The sequence below is a fragment of the Variovorax sp. efr-133-TYG-130 genome (assembly GCF_030208835.1).
Classification (GTDB): domain Bacteria; phylum Pseudomonadota; class Gammaproteobacteria; order Burkholderiales; family Burkholderiaceae_C; genus Variovorax.
On the sequence record NZ_JARVTD010000029.1, the window covers coordinates 12,577 to 31,501 of the forward strand.

Annotated in this window: 20 protein-coding genes and 1 tRNA gene; 12 read left to right on the forward strand and 9 right to left on the reverse strand. The window is 68.5% G+C overall.

The window, feature by feature from the left end; translation table 11 throughout:
• Positions 1 to 7: 7 nt before the first annotated feature.
• The gene (locus QRN67_RS22915) at positions 8 to 1,207 is read right to left on the reverse strand and encodes an acyl-CoA dehydrogenase (protein WP_081267333.1); all 1,200 of its coding nucleotides are present in this window, start codon (positions 1,205 to 1,207) and stop codon (positions 8 to 10) included.
• A 189-nt stretch (positions 1,208 to 1,396) separates the two neighbouring features.
• Here QRN67_RS22915 and QRN67_RS22920 point away from each other — a divergent pair, with 189 nt between their 5' ends.
• Together QRN67_RS22920 and QRN67_RS22925 are read left to right on the forward strand one after the other, a co-directional pair.
• Positions 1,397 to 2,299, forward strand: a complete 903-nt coding sequence (locus QRN67_RS22920; protein WP_081267332.1) for a LysR substrate-binding domain-containing protein — start codon at positions 1,397 to 1,399, stop codon at positions 2,297 to 2,299.
• A 7-nt stretch (positions 2,300 to 2,306) separates the two neighbouring features.
• Positions 2,307 to 3,227 carry an AraC family transcriptional regulator gene (locus QRN67_RS22925; protein ID WP_285413735.1) on the forward strand — a complete coding sequence of 307 codons (921 nt, stop codon included), beginning with the start codon at positions 2,307 to 2,309 and terminating at the stop codon, positions 3,225 to 3,227.
• A gap of 16 nt (positions 3,228 to 3,243) precedes the next feature.
• Here QRN67_RS22925 and QRN67_RS22930 read toward each other — a convergent pair whose 3' ends face one another.
• Both QRN67_RS22930 and QRN67_RS22935 read right to left on the reverse strand, forming a co-directional pair.
• Complete coding sequence (locus QRN67_RS22930; RefSeq protein WP_285413737.1) at positions 3,244 to 4,053, reverse strand: zeta toxin family protein; 810 nt, start codon at positions 4,051 to 4,053, stop codon at positions 3,244 to 3,246.
• Positions 4,050 to 4,382, reverse strand: a complete 333-nt coding sequence (locus tag QRN67_RS22935) for a hypothetical protein (protein WP_285413738.1) — start codon at positions 4,380 to 4,382, stop codon at positions 4,050 to 4,052. The genes QRN67_RS22930 and QRN67_RS22935 overlap by 4 nt, the downstream gene beginning before the upstream one ends.
• A 116-nt stretch (positions 4,383 to 4,498) precedes the next feature.
• Between QRN67_RS22935 and QRN67_RS22940 the strand changes: the two genes are divergently transcribed.
• Positions 4,499 to 5,209: a 2OG-Fe(II) oxygenase gene (locus tag QRN67_RS22940; RefSeq protein ID WP_285413740.1), complete on the forward strand. Its 711-nt coding sequence runs from the start codon at positions 4,499 to 4,501 to the stop codon at positions 5,207 to 5,209.
• Positions 5,210 to 5,400: 191 nt separating this feature from the next.
• Positions 5,401 to 7,335, forward strand: a complete 1,935-nt coding sequence (locus tag QRN67_RS22945; protein WP_285413741.1) for an adenylate/guanylate cyclase domain-containing protein — start codon at positions 5,401 to 5,403, stop codon at positions 7,333 to 7,335.
• A gap of 9 nt (positions 7,336 to 7,344) precedes the next feature.
• Here QRN67_RS22945 and QRN67_RS22950 read toward each other — a convergent pair whose 3' ends face one another.
• Both QRN67_RS22950 and QRN67_RS22955 read right to left on the reverse strand, forming a co-directional pair.
• On the reverse strand, positions 7,345 to 7,767 hold the full coding sequence (locus QRN67_RS22950; protein ID WP_285413742.1) for a YbaY family lipoprotein: 423 nt from the start codon (positions 7,765 to 7,767) through the stop codon (positions 7,345 to 7,347).
• 31 nt (positions 7,768 to 7,798) lie between these two features.
• Complete coding sequence (locus QRN67_RS22955) at positions 7,799 to 9,802, reverse strand: acetoacetate--CoA ligase (RefSeq protein WP_285413743.1); 2,004 nt, start codon at positions 9,800 to 9,802, stop codon at positions 7,799 to 7,801.
• A 100-nt stretch (positions 9,803 to 9,902) separates the two neighbouring features.
• Between QRN67_RS22955 and QRN67_RS22960 the strand changes: the two genes are divergently transcribed.
• Genes QRN67_RS22960 through fahA form a run of 7 tightly spaced genes read left to right on the forward strand, consistent with a single transcriptional unit; the run spans position 9,903 to position 16,185 of the window.
• Positions 9,903 to 10,643: a TetR/AcrR family transcriptional regulator gene (locus QRN67_RS22960; RefSeq protein WP_285413744.1), complete on the forward strand. Its 741-nt coding sequence runs from the start codon at positions 9,903 to 9,905 to the stop codon at positions 10,641 to 10,643.
• A complete protein-coding gene (locus tag QRN67_RS22965; protein ID WP_234382177.1) occupies positions 10,640 to 11,602 on the forward strand; it encodes an ABC transporter substrate-binding protein in 963 nt (320 codons plus the stop codon). Before QRN67_RS22960 ends, QRN67_RS22965 begins: the two co-directional genes overlap by 4 nt.
• Positions 11,599 to 12,456 carry an ABC transporter ATP-binding protein gene (locus QRN67_RS22970; protein WP_285413745.1) on the forward strand — a complete coding sequence of 286 codons (858 nt, stop codon included), beginning with the start codon at positions 11,599 to 11,601 and terminating at the stop codon, positions 12,454 to 12,456. The genes QRN67_RS22965 and QRN67_RS22970 overlap by 4 nt, the downstream gene beginning before the upstream one ends.
• Positions 12,449 to 13,219, forward strand: coding sequence for an ABC transporter permease (locus QRN67_RS22975; RefSeq protein WP_285413746.1), 771 nt, complete (start codon positions 12,449 to 12,451; stop codon positions 13,217 to 13,219). Before QRN67_RS22970 ends, QRN67_RS22975 begins: the two co-directional genes overlap by 8 nt.
• Positions 13,216 to 13,995, forward strand: a complete 780-nt coding sequence (locus QRN67_RS22980) for an ABC transporter permease (RefSeq protein ID WP_205367717.1) — start codon at positions 13,216 to 13,218, stop codon at positions 13,993 to 13,995. Before QRN67_RS22975 ends, QRN67_RS22980 begins: the two co-directional genes overlap by 4 nt.
• A gap of 47 nt (positions 13,996 to 14,042) precedes the next feature.
• On the forward strand, positions 14,043 to 14,849 hold the full coding sequence (locus QRN67_RS22985; protein ID WP_081267321.1) for a cyclase family protein: 807 nt from the start codon (positions 14,043 to 14,045) through the stop codon (positions 14,847 to 14,849).
• A gap of 10 nt (positions 14,850 to 14,859) precedes the next feature.
• Positions 14,860 to 16,185 carry a fumarylacetoacetase gene (fahA, locus tag QRN67_RS22990; RefSeq protein ID WP_285413747.1) on the forward strand — a complete coding sequence of 442 codons (1,326 nt, stop codon included), beginning with the start codon at positions 14,860 to 14,862 and terminating at the stop codon, positions 16,183 to 16,185.
• Between the two features lie 67 nt (positions 16,186 to 16,252).
• Here the strand turns inward: fahA and QRN67_RS22995 are convergent.
• The 3 genes from QRN67_RS22995 to QRN67_RS23005 all read right to left on the reverse strand — a co-directional run bounded on the left by QRN67_RS22995 (position 16,253) and on the right by QRN67_RS23005 (position 17,745).
• A tRNA-Gly gene (locus QRN67_RS22995) sits at positions 16,253 to 16,328 on the reverse strand.
• Between the two features lie 63 nt (positions 16,329 to 16,391).
• On the reverse strand, positions 16,392 to 17,294 hold the full coding sequence (locus QRN67_RS23000; protein ID WP_285413748.1) for an NAD(P)/FAD-dependent oxidoreductase: 903 nt from the start codon (positions 17,292 to 17,294) through the stop codon (positions 16,392 to 16,394).
• Positions 17,284 to 17,745, reverse strand: coding sequence for an RrF2 family transcriptional regulator (locus QRN67_RS23005; RefSeq protein ID WP_285413749.1), 462 nt, complete (start codon positions 17,743 to 17,745; stop codon positions 17,284 to 17,286). The genes QRN67_RS23000 and QRN67_RS23005 overlap by 11 nt, the downstream gene beginning before the upstream one ends.
• Before the next feature lie 222 nt (positions 17,746 to 17,967).
• Here QRN67_RS23005 and QRN67_RS23010 point away from each other — a divergent pair, with 222 nt between their 5' ends.
• A complete protein-coding gene (locus QRN67_RS23010) occupies positions 17,968 to 18,396 on the forward strand; it encodes an adhesin (RefSeq protein WP_285413750.1) in 429 nt (142 codons plus the stop codon).
• An 81-nt stretch (positions 18,397 to 18,477) separates the two neighbouring features.
• On the opposite strand, the gene QRN67_RS23015 is transcribed toward QRN67_RS23010, so the two are convergent.
• Positions 18,478 to 18,921, reverse strand: a complete 444-nt coding sequence (locus QRN67_RS23015; protein WP_285413751.1) for a MaoC family dehydratase — start codon at positions 18,919 to 18,921, stop codon at positions 18,478 to 18,480.
• Between the last annotated feature and the right edge of the window lie 4 nt (positions 18,922 to 18,925).

Below are 18,925 nucleotides of genomic sequence, written 5' to 3' on the forward strand. Positions count from 1 at the left end.
CGTTCGATCAGTTCGCGAACGCCGCGATGCCGGTGATGGCGCGGCCCAGGATCAGTGCGTGGATGTCGTGCGTGCCTTCGTAGGTGTTGACCACTTCCAGGTTCACCAGGTGGCGTGCCACGCCGAATTCGTCGCTGATGCCGTTGCCGCCCATCATGTCGCGCGCCATGCGGGCGATGTCCAGCGACTTGCCGCAGTTGTTGCGCTTCATGATCGAGGTGATTTCGACGGCGGCAATGCCCTCGTCCTTCATGCGGCCCAGGCGCAGGCTGCCTTGCAGGCCCAGCGTGATCTCGGTCTGCATGTCGGCCAGCTTCTTCTGGATGAGCTGGTTGGCGGCCAGCGGGCGGCCGAACTGCTTGCGGTCCAGCGTGTACTGGCGGGCGCGGTGCCAGCAGTCTTCCGCGGCGCCCAGGGCACCCCACGAGATGCCGTAGCGGGCGCTGTTCAGGCAGGTGAAGGGGCCCTTGAGGCCCTGCACTTCGGGGAAGGCGTTCTCTTCGGGGCAGAACACGCCGTCCATCACGATCTCGCCGGTGATGCTGGCGCGCAGGCCGACCTTGCCGTGGATGGCGGGGGCCGAGAGGCCCTTCATGCCCTTCTCGAGCACGAAGCCGCGGATGGGGCCGACCGTGCCGCTTTCGCTGACTTCCTTGGCCCACACCACGAACACGTCGGCAATGGGCGAGTTGCTGATCCACATCTTCGAGCCGCTGAGCGAGTAGCCGCCCGGCACCTTCTTGGCGCGCGTGGCCATGCTGCCGGGATCGGAGCCGTGGTCGGGCTCGGTCAGGCCGAAGCAGCCGATCCATTCGCCGGTGGCGAGCTTGGGCAGGAACTTCTGCTTCTGCGCTTCGGTGCCGAATTCGAAGATCGGCACCATCACCAGCGAGCTCTGCACGCTGGCCATCGAGCGGTAGCCCGAATCGACGCGCTCGACTTCGCGGGCGATCAGGCCGTAGGCCACGTAGTTGAGGCCGGGGCCGCCGTATTGCTCGGGGATGGTCGGGCCGAGCAGGCCGAGCGCGCCCATCTCGCGGAAGATGGCCGGGTCGGTCTCGCCGGTGCGGAAGCCTTCAGTGACGCGGGGCGCCAGGCGCTCCTGGCAGTAGGCGTTGGCCGCGTCGCGGATCATGCGTTCTTCGTCGGTCAGTTGCTGGTCGAGAAGAAGGGGGTCGTCCCAGTGGAATTGCGCTTTGGCGGCCATGTGGCTGTCTCCGGAGAAGGGGAAGAAAACAAAAAGAGGGGGATCGGTCGATCCTAGCCACGCGCAAGCCATGACGCAAACGAGGATTCCTCACCCAGATATGCGTTTGTAGAATGTCTTGCAAGATGTTCGGGCAGCGTCTTCATTGGCGAGCGCTGCGTTCCATTCATACTTTCCAGGCATACATGCATGCGCCGCAAGATACCGCCCCTGCAGACCCTGGTGTGCTTCGACGCCGCCGCGCGCCACGAGAGCTACACGCGCGCCGCGCAGGAGCTGGCCCTCACCCAGAGCGCGGTGTCGCGCCAGATCGGCACGCTCGAAGCCTTCCTGGGCGTGGCGCTGTTCCGCCGCACACGGCACGGCGTGGCGCTCACCGCCAGCGGCGCGGCCTATGCGCGGCAGACCGCCAAGCGCCTCGAGGCCATGGAGCGCGACACGCTCGACGCGATGGCGCACCAAGGCGAGGGCGGCTCGCTCTCGCTGGCGGCCGTGCCCACCTTCGCCACCCGCTGGCTCATGCCGCGCCTGAAAGGTTTTGCGGCGCTGCAGCCCGACGTGGTGGTGCACATCGAAACGCGCACCCGTCCCTTCCTGTTCGCGGATGCCGAGTTCGACGCCGCGCTCTACGCCGGCACGCCCGCGCAGGTCGAGAACTGGGCCGGCACGCATGCGCTGCTGCTGATGCACGAAGACGTGGTGCCGGTGTGCAGCCCCGCCCTGCTGCCGCGCGGCAAGGCCGTGACGCCGGCCGCCATCGCGAAGATGCCGCTGCTGCAGCAGAGCACCCGGCCCGACGGCTGGCGCCAGTGGTTCGACGCGCAGCAGATCGACGCGCCCAACGCGCGCGGCGGACCGCGCTACGAGCTGTTCTCGATCCTCGCGGCCGCAGCGTCCCATGGCCTCGGCGTGGCGCTGATGCCGACGATGCTGGTGGCCGACGAACTGGCGCGCGGCGAGCTTGTCGTCGCATGCGCGCGGCCATTGTCGGGCGAGCGCAACTACTACCTCGTCACGCCCGAGCGCGCCGACCAGCGGCCGCTCTTGAAGTTCTTCAGCGACTGGCTGCTCGGGCAGGCGCGGCAAGGCTGAGCCGGACATGACGCGCGATCACCGCTCCGAGTACGAATGGCGCATGCACAAGGTGCTGACGCACATCGACGACCACCTCGACGAGCCGCTCGAGTTGGCGGCGCTGGCAGACGTGGCGCATTTCTCGGCGTACCACTTCCACAGGCTGTTCGCGGCATGGGCCGGCGAGACGCTGGGCGACTACATCCGCCGGCGCCGGGTGGAAGTGGCGGCGCTGCGGCTGGCAACGCAGCCGCGCGTGACGGTGCTCGACGCCGCGCTGTCGGTGGGCTTCGGCTCGGGCGAGGCGTTCTCGCGGGCCTTCCGCGCGCATTTCGGCAGTTCGCCGACGGCATGGCGCGCAACGCACCGGTGGACGCCGACCGACGCGGAAAGCAATCCTGATCAGATCGGCTTGCACGGCTTCACGAAGAATGGGCCTTCACCGCGCGACACCGCGCCAACGGAGGCAACGCCCATGCACGTCGATCTCATCACCCGCCCGCCCGTCACCATCGCCTACCTGCGCTACGTGGGCCCGTTCGGCGCGCCGGTGGGCGCTTTCTGGAACACGCAAGTGGCACCGTGGATCACCGCGCACAACCTTTGGCCGCATGCGCGCTACGGCATCAGCCACGACGACCCGAGCATCACCGCGCCGGAGCATTCGCGCTACGACGCGGGCGTGGAAGTACCGGAAGACTTCGTGCCCGACGGCGGTTTCCAGAAGACGGTGCTGCCCGGCGGGCGCTACGCGGCAACCAGGTTCTACGGCGTGTCCGCGGAGATCAACGCCGTCTGGACGCGCCTGCTGCGCGACTGGCTGCCGGCCAGCGGCTTCCAGTTCGACAGCCGGCCCGCGTTCGAGCACTACCCGCCGTGCGGCGCGTTCGACGAGAAGACCGGCGCCTTCGAATGCAATATCTGCATCCCTATCGCTCCGCTCTGACGGCGGGAATGGGTGTTCACGGAGTGCTCGGGCCCTGCGGCTGTTGCGGTGCCTTCTTCGGCGGCGAAATGCGCCGCGGCCTGAACGGCCCCGCGACCTTCTCCAGCCACGGATCGCACACGGCACGGAGTTGAGGATCGATCTTGAACTGCGGATCGCGCGCGTCGAACAGAACCGACTTCTTCGCCTGCGCCCGCACCAGCGCGAAGGCGTCTTTCTCGGAGCGGCTGTTGTCGAACATGAGCGTCATGTTCGCGATCTGCGCCGCATGCCCGACCGCCGCCTGCGTGCGGGGAAAGCGCTCGATGAGCTTCCTGCGGTCCACGTCGTGGCCGCCCTGCTGCTTGCGCGTGCTCACGCGAAAGACGGACATGTCGACCGACACCAGGCCGACGAAGAGCAGCACGACGAAATAGCCCGCCTGCTGCATCGCGCGGATGTCGTCCGCCTTGGATTCGTGGCCGCCGCCGGGCAGCGGCTTCCAGTGCGAGAAGACCGTCTCGAACGCGAAGGGCATGCGCTGGTCCATCACCAGGCTCTTGAAGGCGCGTACGCCTTCCTGCGACAGGATCTGCCACTTCAGGTCGTCGTCGCGCAGCTGCTGGGCCCAGGGCGGGATGTGTCCGGTGCGGGGGTCGGCGTCCGGCAGGATCGACATCATCATGCGATCGGCGTTGATGAGCGGCATGCGCAGCGACGCAGCCAGGCGCGAGTACCACAGCGTGGACTTGCCGGAGCCGTTGTGGCCGGCAAGAACGAACGCCACCGGGCGCGGCCCCTGCGTCTGCTCGAGCAGCTTCTCGAGACTGGGTGGGCGGCGGCTCACGCCTTGCTCGCGCGGAACCTGCCGTCGACCAGCCGGCCGATCACCTGGGTGCCGTCGGCGGACTCGCGGATGACCTTGGTCGGGTCCTGCGGGTAGGCGTAGTAGGCGAATATCCTGGCTGCGTTGGGTCCGCGAAAGACCACCGCCCTGTCGATGCCGGGCTTGTTGAGCGCACGGGCCGCCTTCTTCAGCAGCACCGTGGTGTTGTCCTCGGGGCGCACTGCCGGCCGCGCCGCCTTGCCGACCTTCACCAGCGCCATGCCGCGCCCCAGCGTCGCAACCGAGCGGCCCTGAACCAGTTGCCCCGTGGCGCTCGCACGCGCGGTCATCGTCTTTTCTCTTGCCATGGCCGGATGATCGCTCAAAAACGGCGGCACGGCGCATGCCGCGGACCCGTGTCCGGAAACGGCGAGCGCAGGCCGTGCCGAAGCCGGAAACTCCGCGCATGACAAGCCCCGCCTCTCTCGTCGCAGCGCTCGACTGGCCCCGCATCGAAACCGAACTCGCCACCCGCGGCTGCGCCACCACCGGCGAGCTGTTCACGCCGCAGGAGTGCGCCGCGCTCACGGCGATGTACGACCGGCCCGCCCGCTTCCGCAGCCGCGTCGTCATGCAGCGCCACGGCTTCGGCCAGGGCGAGTACCAGTACTTCGCGAACCCGCTGCCGCCCAAGCTGGCCGCTTGGCGCGGCGCGCTGTACGAACGCCTCGCGCCGCTGGCCAACGCCTGGGCCGCCGCGATGGGCCAGCCCGCCGACTACCCGCCGGACCACGCCGCCTATCTCGCGCGCTGCCATGCCGCGGGCCAGCTGCGCCCCACTCCGCTGCTGCTGCGCTACCAGGAAGGCGACTACAACTGCCTGCACCAGGACCTCTACGGCGACCTGCAGTTTCCGCTGCAGCTCACGGTGCTGCTGAGCCGGCCGGGCGAAGACTTCACCGGCGGCGAGTTCGTGCTGACCGAGCAGCGCCCGCGCATGCAGTCGCGCGCCGAAGTCGTCTCGCTCGCGCTGGGCGAGGCGGTGATCTTCGCGGTCAACCAGCGGCCCGTGGCGGGCACGCGCGGCAGCTACCGCGTGACCATGCGCCACGGCGTGAGCCGCCTGCGCTCGGGCCGCAGGCACACGCTGGGCATCATCTTCCACGACGCGCGCTGAACGAGGGCTTTCCCGCACGGTCGTTCTACTTGTAGGGCGCGGCCGCATTCACAGCCAAGACCGGCGAAAATCGCCACCGCATCAGGCACCCGCCAGGATCTCCGACACCAACGATCGGGGCCGCGGACTCGCCGGATGCCGATCCGCGCCTTCGTGGCGCGGGTGTGTTCGAGTGGTCGTCAGGGAGCTGTATGAACAAGAACTCGTCCGGGAATCCGGGTGTGGCGGGAAAGCCGCCTTTCGAATCCGCCGCCGCGGCACCGCCATCGAAGCGCTCGCGGCGCTTCAGGGTGGACGTGGGCACCATCGTCAGCGCGGTGGCGCTCACGCAGTCGCTGCTGCTGGTGTCGCTGGGCTATTGGGGGTCGCAGCGGCTGGTCTCGCGCATCGGCACTTCCGCGCACAAGGCCAACCACGACCGCACCGAGGACAAGGTGCTGGCCTTCCTGCAGAAGGCCGAGTCGGTGATCGACGCGGCGGGCAGCGCCCCCAGCCTGCGGCCCGCGGGCGAGCAGTCCGAGAGAACGTCGGAGCTGCTGTGGACGCTGCTGGCGCAATCGCCCGAGCTCGACAGCATCTACGTGGCCAACGAAGCCGGCCAGATGCTGATGGCCCTGCGCTACCCCACGCCCGCCATGCGCCACATAGAGCGCGGCCCGCAGTTCACCACCGAGACCTGGCACTACAAGCCGCCGCCCTCGGCCGAAGCCGACGTGCAGGACCGCTACGCCACGCGGCGCGTCGAGACCCTGCACAGCAGCTACGACCCGACGCAGCGCAGCTGGTATGTGCAGGCCCGCAAGGCGCAGGGGCCGGTATGGACGCAGCCCTATGTGTTTGCCGCCGCGCAGGAACTGGGCGTGACCTACGCACTGCCTGGCAAGCGGCGCTACGCCGAGGGCGGCACGCAGGCGCTGGTGGTGGCGGGCGACGTGTCGCTGGGGCGCCTGTCGGGGTTCGTGCAGCAATTCAGCAGCAGCATCGGCCACGGCGACAGCGCACTCCTGAGCGCCGACTTCCGCGTGCTGGCGCGCAGCGATCATCCGGGCGTGCTTCACAAGCTGGAGCTCCCGTCGGGCGTGCTCGGCGCGCTGCATGCCCACATGCTGGCCGACGGCACCGCGGGCAGCAGCCACGACACCGAGTTTTCGTTCACCCACGAAGGGCGCAACTATCTGGTGCAGACCTCGTCCATTCCGAGCACGGGCTGGCAGCTGGTGAGCTGGGTGCCCGAAGACGTCCTGCTGGGCGACCTGCGGCATGCCGTGCTGCTGAGCCTGCTGCTTGCGCTGGCCTTCCTGGCGGTGGCGCTGTTCATGTCGCTCAAGCTGTCGAAGCTGGTGACATCGCCGGTGGAGAACCTCTCGCACATTGCGCGGCGCATCGGCCTGCTGGAGCTGGACAACCTGCCGCGCGAGCCCAGCCGCGTGCTCGAGATCCAGCACCTGGACCAGGCGCTGGACGATTCCGCGCGCAGCCTCAAGGCCTTCAGCAAGTTCGTGCCGGTGGATGTCATCAACCAGCTGGTCGCCGACGGCCACGCACTCGCGCCCAACGGTTCGCCGCGCCGGGTGACGGTGATGTTCAGCGACGTGGAGGGTTTCACCTCGATCTCGGAGTCGCTCGACACCGACGTGCTGGTGGGCATGCTGACCGAGTACTTCAACCTCGCGACGGCGGTGTTCGCGCGGCACGGCGGCATGGTCGACAAGTTCATCGGCGACGGCATCATGGTGCTGTGGGGCGCGCCCGCCGACCTGCCCGACGCCGAGTACAGGGCCTGCATGGCGGCCCTCGAGCTGCACGTGGAAATGGACGAACTCAACCGCCGGTGGGTTGAACAGGGCCTGCCCGAGTTCCGCACGCGCGTGGGCATTCACACGGGCATGGTGATCGCGGGAGTGCTGGGCTCGAACGACCGGCTGTCGTACACCGCGTTCGGCGACGTGATCAACGTGGCGAGCCGCATCGAGGGCATCAACAAGCAGCTGGGCACGCAGGTGCTGATGTCGGAAGTGACGTTCGCGGGCCTGCAGGGCCGGCTGCACACGCGCCGCATCGAGGAACTCGTGGAGCTGCGCGGCCGGCAGACGCGCATGGTGCTCTACGAGCTGATGACTTCGTAGCGGCCCGCCCTAGCGCGGCGCCTGGGTGACGCGCACCAGCACCAGGTTGGCGCTGGTGCTGGTGCCCTGCGGGAGCACCGAATACTGCGTGTCGTTGATGAACAGCAGCTGGTCGCCGCGCGAGATGCGCGCCGACACGGCATAGCGCATGCGCGGATCGATGCGGGCCGCGTCCACCTTCAGCTCGTAGGCGAACGGCGGCTGCCTGCCATCGGCCTTGAAGCGCTGCTCGGCCAGCACGGTAGAGGGCGCGTCCATGCGCGACACGTCGAGCAGCTGCACCATGATCTCGGCCGCGGGGTCGAGCGCGATGCGCTCGCGATAGGCGACGGTGCCGGTCACGCGCAACTGCGAGGCTCCAGCAGCCGCGCCGGACGACGAGGGCGCCGCGCAGGCACCCAGCAAAGAAGCGCCTGCCACGGCGGAAAACATGAGGAGGCCGGTACGTCTTTTCATCCGCCCATTATGCGGAGGCACGCTCCGCGGCGAAGGCCACATACCACTCGAGGCTTCCGGGGTTTGCCATCGCTTCGCGGTTGACCACCTTCTCCAGCGGCTGCCCCAGCAGCAGCTTCTTGATCGGCAGCTCCTGCTTCTTGCCGGAGAGCGTGCGCGGAATCTCGCCCACCTGGAAGATGTCGTTGGGCACGAAGCGCGGCGACAGCGAGGTCTTGATGGCGTTGTTCAGCCGCGCGCGCATGGCATCGTCGAGCACCACGCCAGGGCGCAGCACCACGAACAGCGGCATGTAGCTGTCGCGGCCCAGGTACTCCAGGTCGACCACCATCGAGTCGAGCACCTCGGGCAGGCCCTCGACCGCGCTGTAGATTTCGCTGGTGCCCATGCGCAGGCCCTGGCGGTTGATGGTGGCGTCGCTGCGGCCGTAGATGATGCAGCCGCCGTCGGCGCCGATCCTGATCCAGTCGCCGTGGCGCCATACGCCGGGGTAGGTGTCGAAGTAGCTCGACAGGTAGCGCGCGTTGCCCTCGTCGCCCCAGAAGTACAGCGGCATCGACGGAATGGGCTGGGTGCACACCAGCTCGCCCACCTCGCCGATGACGGGCTGGCCGTCGTCGTTCCAGGCTTCCACGGCATGGCCGAGTTCGCGGCATTGCATCTGTCCCGGCACTTCGGGCAGGTCGCGGTTGCCGCCGACGAAGGCGCCGCAGAAGTCGGTGCCGCCGGAGATGTTGCACCACCACACGTCGGGGGAGCCCGCGTCGAGGATCTGCCGCGAGCCCCAGCGCTGAACTTCCTCGGGCAGCGGCGAGCCGGTGCTGCCGAGCGCGCGCACGGCCGACAGGTCGCCGCAGTCCTTGGCCACGAGGCCGGCCTTCATGCAGTTGGTGAAATAGGCCGCGCCGGCGCCGAAGAAGGTGACCTTGTGCCGCGCCACGAAACGCCACAGCACGCTCCAGTCGGGCTTCTCCTTGCTGCCCGCCGGGTTGCCGTCGTAGATGCAGATGGTGGCGCCGAAGGCCATGCCCGAGAGCTGCGAGTTCCACATGACCCAGCCGGTGGAGCTGTACCAGTGGTAGCGCTCGCCGAGGTTGTTGGCGCCGTAGCTTGCGCCCACGTCGTTGTGCAGGCCGCAGGCATGCATGGTGAGGATGATTCCGCCCTGCCCGTGCACGATGGGCTTGGGCAGCCCGGTGGTGCCGCTGGAATAGACGATCCAGATCGGATGGTCGAAGGGCAGCCATTCGGGTTCGAAGGCGTTGACCTCGTCGTCGTAGCGGCCGATGGCGCGCGACCAGTCGATGTCGTGCGGCACTGCGTTGGCGGCGAAGGGCGACTTCACCAGCACCAGCTTCTTCACGCTGGGCAGCTGGCCGCGCAGCTCCCGCAGCACCGCGCTGCGGTCGAGCGGCTTGCCGCCGTAGTGCACGCCGTCCACCGCGATCAGCACCTTGGGCTCGATCTGGCGGAAGCGGTCGGCCACGGCGGCGGTGCCCATGTCGGGCGCGCACACGCTCCAGATCGCTCCGATGCTGGAGCACGCCAGGAAGGCGACCATGGTCTCGGGCACGTTGGGCAGGTAGGCCGCGACGCGGTCGCCGCGGCGCACGCCCAGCGCCCTGAGCGTGAGCGCGACCGACGCCACCTGGCGGCGCATCTCGGGCCATGACATCTCGCGCACGTCGCCGCGTTCGTTGTCGCTCACGATCGCGGGCATGCCGGCCGCGTGCGCCGCATCGACGTGGCGCAGCACCTCGCGCGCGTAGTTGACCTGGGCGCCGGGGAACCACTGCGCGCCGGGCATGCGGCGCTCGGCCAGCACGGTGGCGCCGGGCGCGAGCGGCGTGGGGGACTGGATGGCAGCGTAGTCCCAGATGCTGCGCCAGAAGGCGTCGAGCTCGGTCACGGACCAGCGCCACAGCGCGTCGTAGCTGTCGAAGGAGAGGCCGCGCTTCTCGCGCAGCCAGTTCTGATAGAGGCGGATCTGGGGAATGTTGGGGGCGGGCATCCTGCAAGCGTAGCGCTGCGAACGACCGTGCTCAATCGGGGTTGACCTCAGGGTTTGTACGTGTGTTCAATTTTTTTGTACAAGCGTTCAATACGCCCCGATGAGCACCCGCACACCGACCCACAGGCGCGGCGCCTCGCGCGCCGCGGCACCCGCCGCCGCCGAGACTGCCCGCCCCGACCGCAAGCACGCCATCCTGCTGGCGGCCGAGAAGCTTTTTGCGCGGCACGGCTACCACGTGGTCACCATCCGCCAGATCGCCGAGGAAGCCGGCGTGCCGCTGGCGCTGGTGGGCTACTACTACGGCCAGAAGCACGAGCTGTTTCACGCCATCTTCGAACACTGGGGCCACACCATCGAGGAGCGGCTCGCCGGCCTGGCCGCCCTGACCCTCGACCCCGAAGACGTGCGCACGCTGCCGCGCATCATCGAAGCCTTCACCGCGCCGGTGCTGGCGCTGCGCGCGAGCGCCGAGGGCGAGTACTACGCGCTGCTGGTGGCGCGCGAGCTGTACCACGCGACCGAGGAAGCCGACCGCGTGCTGCGCGGCTATTTCGACCCGCTGGCCGAGGCCTACATCGACGCGCTGCACATCGCACTGCCGCACGCCACGCGCAGCCAGGTCGCCTGGGGCTACCAGTTCGCGCTGGGCTCGCTGCTGCACCACCTGAACGACAGCCGCATCGAACGGCTCTCGCGCGGCGAGAACAAGCGCGCCGACCCGGCCGTGGCGCCGATGCTCGTGAACTTCATCGTCGGCGGCCTGCGCGCCGCGCTGCCTCGCCCCAAGGCGGCCAGGAATCCATCCACGAAAACCATCCCACGGAGACAGAAGACATGATGACGAAGACCCCGGTGAAACGGCGCACCCTGTTGTTGTCGGCGCTCGCTGCCGCATCGGCCGCCGCCGCGCTGCCCGCGCTCGCGCAGTCCGCCACGAAGATCGTGTTCGGCTACACGGCCGTGACCGACTTCGCATCGGTGTTCGTGGCGGCCGAAGAGGGCTACTTCAAGAAGCGCAGCCTCGATGTCGAGCTCAAGTTCATTCCGCTGAACTCGACCATCCCGGCCGCGCTGCAGTCCGACTCGCTGCAGATCGGCGGACCCACGCCCTCGGTGTTCCTGCAGGCGGTGGACGGCGGCCTCGACCTGGTGCTGGTGGCCGGCGGCGGGCTCACCTCGAAGACCATCACCGGCTTCGGCCTGGTGGCGCGCGCCGGCTCGGGCATCAAGAGCGCGCAGGACTGCGTGGGCAAGAAGATCGGCGTGCCGGGCCTGGGCGCCTTCCTGCACGTGACCTTCCGCGCATGGCTGAAGGACAGCGGCGTGGACTACCGCAAGGTCAACTTCGTGGAGGCTGCGTTTCCGCAGCATGCCGACCTGCTGCGAGGCGGCTCGGTCGACGCGGTGGTGTCCGCCGACCCGTTCATGAGCCGCATCACCGAGAGCGGCGCGGGCTATGTGGCCTCGTACTACTCCACCTTCCTGCCCGAGAACAACCAGACCATCGTGCATGCGGCCAAGCGCGAATGGGTGGCGAAGAACCCGGCGGCGGCGCGCGCGTTCCGCGAGGCGCTGGTGGAAGCGGCCGCGTTCATGCAGCAGCCGAAGAACGACGCGAAGGTGCGCGCGGCCATCGGCAAGTACATCAAGCTGCCGCCCGAGGTGCTGGCCAAGGTGCAGGTCTCGCCGCCCGGCCCGGTGGTAACCGAGAAACAGCTCGCCTACTGGACCGGGCTGATGAAGGAGCAGGACATGCTCAAGACGAACATCGACGTGGCGAAGCTGGTGGCCAAGTGATCTCGGCGCCCGCCCCTGTCACCGCGCGCGCCGCGCTGTCGGCGAGCGCATTCAATTCGCCAACCGGCCCCGCGATGCAAGCCACTCCCTTCCTGCGCTTCGACGGCGTGACCATCCACCTCGGCGGCCGAGAGATCCTGTCGCCCACCTCGTTCGACGTGGCGCGCGGCGAATTCGTCTGCATCGTCGGCCCCAGCGGCTGCGGCAAGACCACGCTGCTGCGCGCGGCCAGCGGGCTCGTCACTGCCAGCGCGGGCGAGGTGCGGCGCAACGGCGTGAAGATGACCGAGCCCTCGCGCGAGGTGGCCTTCGTGTTCCAGGACTACGGCCGCGCGCTGCTGCCCTGGCGCACGGTGGAAGGCAACGTGAGCCTGGCGCTGGAAGCCGCCGGCGTGCCGACGGCCGAGCGCGCGCCGCGCATTGCCGATGTGCTCGGCAAGGTCGGCCTGGCCAGGCATGCGCACAAGTTCCCGGTGCAGCTGTCGGGCGGCATGCAGCAGCGCGCGCAGATTGCCCGCTGCCTCGCGCAGAAGCCCGAGCTGATGATGATGGACGAGCCCTTCGGCGCGCTGGACGCGCTGACGCGGCAGAGCCTGCAGGACGAGCTGGCACGGCTGGTGCGCGACGACGGGCTCACGGTGCTGTTCGTCACGCACGACCTGGAAGAGGCCATCTACCTCGGCGACCGCGTGATCGCGCTGCAGGCCAACCCCGGTCCGGGCCGGCCCAGCCTCGCGCGGATGATCGACGTGAAGATCCCGCGTCCGCGCGACCAGCTCACGACCAAGGAGCATCCAGAGTACCTGCGCCTGCGGCGCGAACTCTTCGCCTTCATCGAGCAGGGCCATGACTGAGCGCGGCTTCTTTCGCTGGCTGCGGCCGTGGATGTTTCCTGCGCTGCTGATCGGCCTCTTCGAGTGGTATGCGCGCCGCGCGGCTGCCCTGGGCAGCGATTCGCTCGCGCCGCCAAGTGCCGCGGCCAAGGCTTTCGCCGGCGCGGCGATCGATGGCTCGCTCTGGCAGGCCACCGGCTTCACGCTGGGCACCGCCGCGCTGGGCCTGCTGCTGGGCGCGGTGCTCGGCATTGCGCTGGGCCTGGTGCTCGGGCTCTCGCGCCGTGCGGCGCAGCTCGGGTCGATGTCCATCGAGGTGCTGCGCCCGGTGCCTTCAGTCGCGCTGATTCCGCTCGCGATGCTGGGCTTCGGCTTCGGCGTGCGCATGGAGCTGGCCATCGTCACCTTTGCCACTTTCTGGCCGCTGCTGGTGCTGGTGCAGGCGGCGGTGCAGCAGGTCGAGCCCCGGCTGCTCGAGGTGAGCCGCGTGCTGGGGCTGTCGGCGCGCGAGCGGGCCTTCAAGATCGTGCTGCCCGCCATCGTGCCGCGCCTGTTCGTCGCGCTGCGGCTGGGCGTGGCGGTGGCGCTGGTGGTGGCCGTGACGGTGGAGATCGCGGCCAACCCCAACGGCATGGGCTACGCGATGATGATCGCGCAGCAGAGCTTCGACCCCGCGCTGATGCTCGCCTGGCTGGGCTGGATCGGCGTGGTGGGCTTCGCAATCAATGCCGGCATGCTGCTGTTGCAGCGCATGGTGGCGCGGCGGATGGGAGTGCAGCCATGAATGGCCGCGCGCATCTGAATCGCCTCGGCTCGCTCGGCGTGCTGCTCGCGCTGGTCGGGCTGTGGTGGGTGGCCAGCAACGCGGGCTGGGTCAGCCGCGTGTTCCTGCCCACGCCGCAGGCCACGTTCGCAAGCCTGCTCGAAGGGCTGAATCTCTCGGGCACCGGCGGCAACGGCGAGCTGCTCGGCTTCACGCAGGCCACGGTGGGCCGGATGATCGAAGGCTGGCTGCTGGCCTCGCTGTTCGGCGTGCTGCTGGGCGCGGCCATCGGCGTGTCGCCCTCGGTGCGCGCCTGGGTGCAGCCGACGCTGGAGTTCATCCGCCCCCTCCCCGCTTCCGCGCTGCTGCCGCTGGCGATTTCCATCTTCGGCCTGAACCCGGGCATGGTGCTCTTCGTGGTTGCCTTCGGCGCGATGTGGCCGGTGCTGCTGGCCACGGTGCACGGCTTCGCGGCGGTTGAGCCGCGCCTGTCGGAAGTGGCGCGCTGCCTGCAGATGTCGCGCGCGGCGTACATCTGGAAGATGGGCCTGCCCAATGCCATGCCCGACATCCTGGCCGGCATGCGCCTGGCGCTGACCATTGCGCTCATCGTCGCGGTGGTGGGCGAAATGATCGCCTCGCAAAGCGGCCTGGGCCAGGCCATCCTGCTGGCGGCGCGCGCTTTCCGCGCCAGCGACCTGTTCGCGGGCATCGTGCTGCTGGGGCTCATCGGCTTCGCGAGCAATGCGCTGCTGGCCTTTGCCGAACAACGCCTGCTGCGCTGGCAGCACCCCTGATTCCTTCGTCTTCCAACACCAACATCAACACCCCACAAGGAGTTCCCATGCCACGCAAATTCGTCGACCTGTCGATCTTCCTGGAGAACGACGTGCTGTCCGACCCGCCGGCCTTCGCGCCCAAGATCCAGTACTTCACGCACGAGCAGACCTACGAGCAGATCGAGCCCTTCTTTCCGGGCCTGAAGAAGGAAGACCTGCCCGACGGCGAGGGCTGGGCGGTGGAACTGGTGCAGCTGTCCACGCACAACGGCACGCACCTCGATGCGCCCTATCACTTCCACTCGACCATGGACAAGGCGCTGGGCGAGAAGAAGCCCGCCATCGCCATCCACGACGTGCCGCTAGAGTGGTGCTTCCAGCCCGGCGTGAAGCTCGACTTCCGGCATTTCGCCGACGGCTACGTGGTGACCGCCGCGGACGTCGAGGCCGAGCTCAAGCGCATCGGCCACACGCTGAGCCCGCTGGAGATCGTGGTGGTCAACACGCGCGCCGGTTCGCGCTACGGCAACCCCGACTACGTGTCGGCCGGCGCGGGCATGGGCTATGAAGCGACCATGTACCTGCTGGAGCGCGGTGTGCGCCTCACGGGCACCGACGCATGGAGCTGGGACGCACCCTTCGTGCACACCGCCAAGAAATACGGCGAGACGCAAGACGCCTCGCTGATCTGGGAAGGCCACAAGGCCGGCCGCGACATCGGCTACTGCCACATCGAGAAGCTGCACAACCTGGAGGCACTGCCGCCCACCGGCTTCTTCATCAGCTGCTTTCCGCACAAGATCCGCGGTGCGTCGGCGGGCTGGACCCGCGCGGTCGCGATCTTCGACGACGCGCTGATGGCTTCGGTGTGAGGGTCCGTTCATGAGCATTGCACTCAACCACACGCACGACGTTCATGCGCGCAGCTGGGTCGAATCCGCCAATGCGGCGGGCAGCGACTTTCCGATCCAGAACCTGCCGCACTCGGTGTTCCGCCGCGCGGGAAGCAGCGAGGCTTTTCGCGGCGGCGTCGCCATCGGCGACCAGGTGCTGGACCTCGCTGCGCTGGCCACTCGCGAGCAGCTCGAGGGCCTCGCGCTGCATGCGGCACGCGCGGCCGCGCAGCCTGCGCTGAACGACTTCTTCGCGCTCGGCGCCGCCGCATGGAAGGCGCTGCGCCATGCGCTCTTCGACCTCCTGAAGAACGATGCGCCAGTCGCCACGGTGCAGGCGGTGCGCGAATGCCTCGTGCCGCAGGCCGATGCCGAATACACCGTGCCAGCGCGCATCGGCGACTACACCGACTTCTACACCTCCATCGATCACGCGCTGAACATCAGCCGGCTGATGAACCCCGACGGCGACGTGACACCCAACTTCCGCTGGATCCCCACGGCGTACCACGGGCGGGTGTCGACCATCGGCGTGAGCGGCCAGCGCTTCCACCGGCCGATGGGCCAGGCGATGGCGCCCGGCGCGAAGGCGCCCACGTACCAGGCCTGCGCGCGGCTCGACTACGAGCTGGAGCTGGGCGTGTGGATCGGCACCGGCAATGCGCAGGGCGAGCCCATTGCACTGGAGCGCGCGGAGGAACACATCTTCGGCATCTGCCTGCTCAACGACTGGTCGGCGCGCGACATCCAGTTCTGGGAGATGGCGCCGCTCGGGCCGTTCCTCGCGAAGAATTTCGCGACCACGATCTCGCCGTGGATCGTGACGATGGAAGCGCTTGCGCCCTACCGGCAAGCGTGGACACGGGCGACCGACGAGCCCCAGCCGCTTGCCTATCTGGAGAACGCGGCGAACCGCGAGAGCGGCGCGCTCGACATCCGCCTGGAGGTCTGGCTCGAGAGCGAGAAAGCGCGCAAGGAGAAGACAGGGCCATCGCGCCTCTCGTCCACCAGCTTCAGGCACCAGTACTGGAGCGTGGCGCAGATGGTGACGCACCACACCATGGGCGGCTGCAGCCTGAACCCCGGCGACCTGTTCGGCAGCGGCACGATCTCCGGGCCGGGCCCCGGCGAGGCCGGCGCGATCATCGAGCTGACGCGCGCGGCGCAGATCCCGGTGACGCTGGCCAACGGCGAGCAGCGCGGCTTTCTCGAAGACGGCGACGCTGTGCTGCTGCGCGGCTGGTGCGAGAAGCCGGGGCAGGCGCGCATCGGGTTCGGGGAGAGTCGCGGCACGGTGCTGCCGGCCAGCAGCTGAGACAGGCCGTCGTCGAATCGCCCAACGAAAAAAGGCCACCCGTTTGGGTGGCCTTTTTCGGCAATGTTGGAGCGGGAGAAGAGTCTCGAACTCTCGACCTCAACCTTGGCAAGGTTGCGCTCTACCAACTGAGCTACTCCCGCGTCGAGCCTCAGATTATAGGGTGATTTTTGACGGGTTTTTCCGAATCCGGGAAAAAAGTTCTTTCAGGCCCCGAACACCAGCGACCGGTGCATCGACACCCCTGCCATCAACCCGTCCGCAGACGCCAGCGTGGCGTTGGAAAACGCCATCGCAAGATCGCCCGCCGCGTAGACGCCGGGCACCGTCGACATCTTCATGGCATCGACGCGCAGCACCTGGCCCATCGGGCCGTCGTCGAAGGCGCAGCCGAGCTGTTCGGCCAGCGGGCTGGCAGGCCGCGTGTGCGGCGCCACGAACAGCGCCTCGACCGGCACGAGCCTGCCGTCTTCGAGGCGCACGCCGGCCAGGTCCGTCGCCTCGCCTTCCAGCCCGGCGATGCGCCCCGGCTCGACAGTCACGCCGCGCGACTGCAGCCTGGCGCGAACCTCCGCATCGGGGCCCTTGCTGCCGTTCAGAAAGAGCGTGGTCGGACCCCATTCGGCGATCAGCAATGCATGATCCGGCGGGCCGCCGGCGTGGAACAGCAGGCCCAATCGGCGGTCGCCGAACTCGTAGCCGTGGCAGTAAGGACAGTGCAGCACGCTCTTGCCCCAGCGCTGGCCGATTCCGGGAATGTCGGGCAGTCCGTCCTGCACGCCGAACGACAGCAGCAGCTTGCGGGTCGACAGCTGCGCGCCGTCGGCCACAGAAACGGTGAAGCCGCCAGAGTCGTCGGCCTCGGCGGCCGTCACGCTGCCCTGGACAAAATCGACCGACGGATACGCGAGCAATTTCGCGCGCGCATCGGCGACCATCTTCTGCGGCGGCGTGCCGTCCTGCCCGAAGAAGCCGTGCGACGCAGCGGCAAAGCGGTTGCGCGGCGCGCCCGCGTCGACCACGCACACCTTCCTGCGTGCGCGGGCCAGTTGCATCGCGGCTGAAAGGCCGGCAAAGCTGCCGCCCACCACCAGAACGTCATAGCGCATGTTCAATGTCCTTTGAAGTGAAGCCGCCGCCCGTCATGCGGCGATGAAAGTCCCTGGAAAGATCGGCCAGCGTGATGCTGTTGAAACGCCTGAGCAGCAGCGCCTCGGCCTCATCGCACACGCCGTCGAGCGCGGCATTCACCGCCTGCTCGACGATGCAGCCCGGGCTCTCTGTGCGGTTGCCCATGGCCAGCAGCGCGGGGGCACCGACGGCGTTGTGCACGTCGCCCAGCGTGACCGCCGAGAGCGAGCAAGACAGCACCCACCCGCCGCCGTGCCCCTTGGCCGAACTCACGAAACCCGCCTGCCGCAGGCCGGCCATGAGCCGGCGGATGACGACCGGGTTGGTGTGCATCGCGACCGCGAGCAATTCGGATGTGACGGGGCCCTCCATCTCGGCCATGTGCAGCAGCACGTGGAGAACGCCTGAAAGCTTGCTGTCTCTTTTCATGCAACATTATGAGTTGCGTGTTTTTAACATGACGAGCCATGGGGTCTTGGGGCGCCGCGCAAACGTTCGAGCCCCCGATCCCGCCGACAGCCATGTCCCACACGCGTGGGCGACTGTGGCGCACATGGCGACAGACGACGGCCCGGCCAAGGTTGCACCCGGATCGATCGAACCTCGGTCGCTCCTTGATTCGTGACCATGCTACGAAAGGAACAGTCACCCATGAAGCAACAACAACACAACCGCATCCTCATCGGCGCCGTGCTCGCAGGCCTGCTGGCCATCGGCGGAACGGCCCAGGCGCAAGGCGTCGGGGTCGGCGTGGGCGTCAATGCCGACGTGAACGCATCCGGTGCAGGCACAGGCGGCAACGCAGGCACAGCGGCCGGCGCCAATGCAGGAGCCAAGGCCAATGCCGGGAGCACGGCTGGCGGTGGGGGCAATGCCGTGGGTGGCGTGCTGGGCGGTGCAACGGGCGCTGTCGGCGGTGCCACGAACGCGGTGGGCGGTGTGACCAACACCGTGGGCGGCACGCTCAATGGCGCGACCGGCGCCGTGGGCTCGGCCGGCAGTGCAGTGAAGGCGCCCGCGGCGGGCGTGAAGGCGAACGGCAAGGCCCAGGGTTCGGGCGCGGTCGACCTCAAGAAGTAAGGTAAGCCAGAGCCACCCGAAGTGGAAGGCCCGCGGCGCTTGATTGCGCGGCGGGCCTTTTTTGTTCGTCTGTAGAAAGCCTCAGTCGATCGGCTTCAGCCTGAACAGGCTGGTGACTTCCACATCGAGCACCAGCATCTCGCGCTGATTGAACAGCCGCCAGCGCCAGCGCAGGATGCCGAGCGTGGGCCGCTTCTCGGAGCGGCGCACCTCGATCACGTCGGCCACCAGCCGAAGCGCATCACCGGGCCGCACCGGGTTGGGCCAGCGCACGTGCTCGAGCCCTGGCGATGCGAAAGACTCCGAGCCCGCCAGCACCGCGTCGACCACCAGCCGCATCGCGATGGAGCAGGTGTGCCAGCCGCTCGCGATCAGCCCGCCGAAAGGGCTTTCGGCCGCGGCTTCGGCGTCTGTGTGAAACCACTGCGGATCGTAGGCCCGCGCGAACTGCACGAGTTCGGCTTCGGTGAGCACATAGGGCCCGGCCTCGATGACCTGGCCCGCATGGAAGTCGGCGAACTGCATCCGC

What these genes read in the sequence shown, in the direction of transcription:
- QRN67_RS22925 (WP_285413735.1), top strand. Translation starts at nt 2,307, where the DNA reads ATGACGCGCGATCACCGCTCCGAGTACGAATGGCGCATGCACAAGGTG.
- QRN67_RS22980 (WP_205367717.1), top strand. Translation starts at nt 13,216, where the DNA reads ATGAATGGCCGCGCGCATCTGAATCGCCTCGGCTCGCTCGGCGTGCTG.
- QRN67_RS22975 (WP_285413746.1), top strand. Translation starts at nt 12,449, where the DNA reads ATGACTGAGCGCGGCTTCTTTCGCTGGCTGCGGCCGTGGATGTTTCCT.
- QRN67_RS22935 (WP_285413738.1), bottom strand. Translation starts at nt 4,382, where the DNA reads ATGACCGCGCGTGCGAGCGCCACGGGGCAACTGGTTCAGGGCCGCTCG.
- QRN67_RS22915 (WP_081267333.1), bottom strand. Translation starts at nt 1,207, where the DNA reads ATGGCCGCCAAAGCGCAATTCCACTGGGACGACCCCCTTCTTCTCGAC.
- QRN67_RS23000 (WP_285413748.1), bottom strand. Translation starts at nt 17,294, where the DNA reads ATGCGCTATGACGTTCTGGTGGTGGGCGGCAGCTTTGCCGGCCTTTCA.
- QRN67_RS22965 (WP_234382177.1), top strand. Translation starts at nt 10,640, where the DNA reads ATGATGACGAAGACCCCGGTGAAACGGCGCACCCTGTTGTTGTCGGCG.
- fahA (WP_285413747.1), top strand. Translation starts at nt 14,860, where the DNA reads ATGAGCATTGCACTCAACCACACGCACGACGTTCATGCGCGCAGCTGG.
- QRN67_RS22940 (WP_285413740.1), top strand. Translation starts at nt 4,499, where the DNA reads ATGACAAGCCCCGCCTCTCTCGTCGCAGCGCTCGACTGGCCCCGCATC.
- QRN67_RS23010 (WP_285413750.1), top strand. Translation starts at nt 17,968, where the DNA reads ATGAAGCAACAACAACACAACCGCATCCTCATCGGCGCCGTGCTCGCA.
- QRN67_RS22920 (WP_081267332.1), top strand. Translation starts at nt 1,397, where the DNA reads ATGCGCCGCAAGATACCGCCCCTGCAGACCCTGGTGTGCTTCGACGCC.
- QRN67_RS22950 (WP_285413742.1), bottom strand. Translation starts at nt 7,767, where the DNA reads ATGTTTTCCGCCGTGGCAGGCGCTTCTTTGCTGGGTGCCTGCGCGGCG.
- QRN67_RS22955 (WP_285413743.1), bottom strand. Translation starts at nt 9,802, where the DNA reads ATGCCCGCCCCCAACATTCCCCAGATCCGCCTCTATCAGAACTGGCTG.
- QRN67_RS22960 (WP_285413744.1), top strand. Translation starts at nt 9,903, where the DNA reads ATGAGCACCCGCACACCGACCCACAGGCGCGGCGCCTCGCGCGCCGCG.
- QRN67_RS23015 (WP_285413751.1), bottom strand. Translation starts at nt 18,921, where the DNA reads ATGCAGTTCGCCGACTTCCATGCGGGCCAGGTCATCGAGGCCGGGCCC.
- QRN67_RS22985 (WP_081267321.1), top strand. Translation starts at nt 14,043, where the DNA reads ATGCCACGCAAATTCGTCGACCTGTCGATCTTCCTGGAGAACGACGTG.
- QRN67_RS23005 (WP_285413749.1), bottom strand. Translation starts at nt 17,745, where the DNA reads ATGAAAAGAGACAGCAAGCTTTCAGGCGTTCTCCACGTGCTGCTGCAC.
- QRN67_RS22945 (WP_285413741.1), top strand. Translation starts at nt 5,401, where the DNA reads ATGAACAAGAACTCGTCCGGGAATCCGGGTGTGGCGGGAAAGCCGCCT.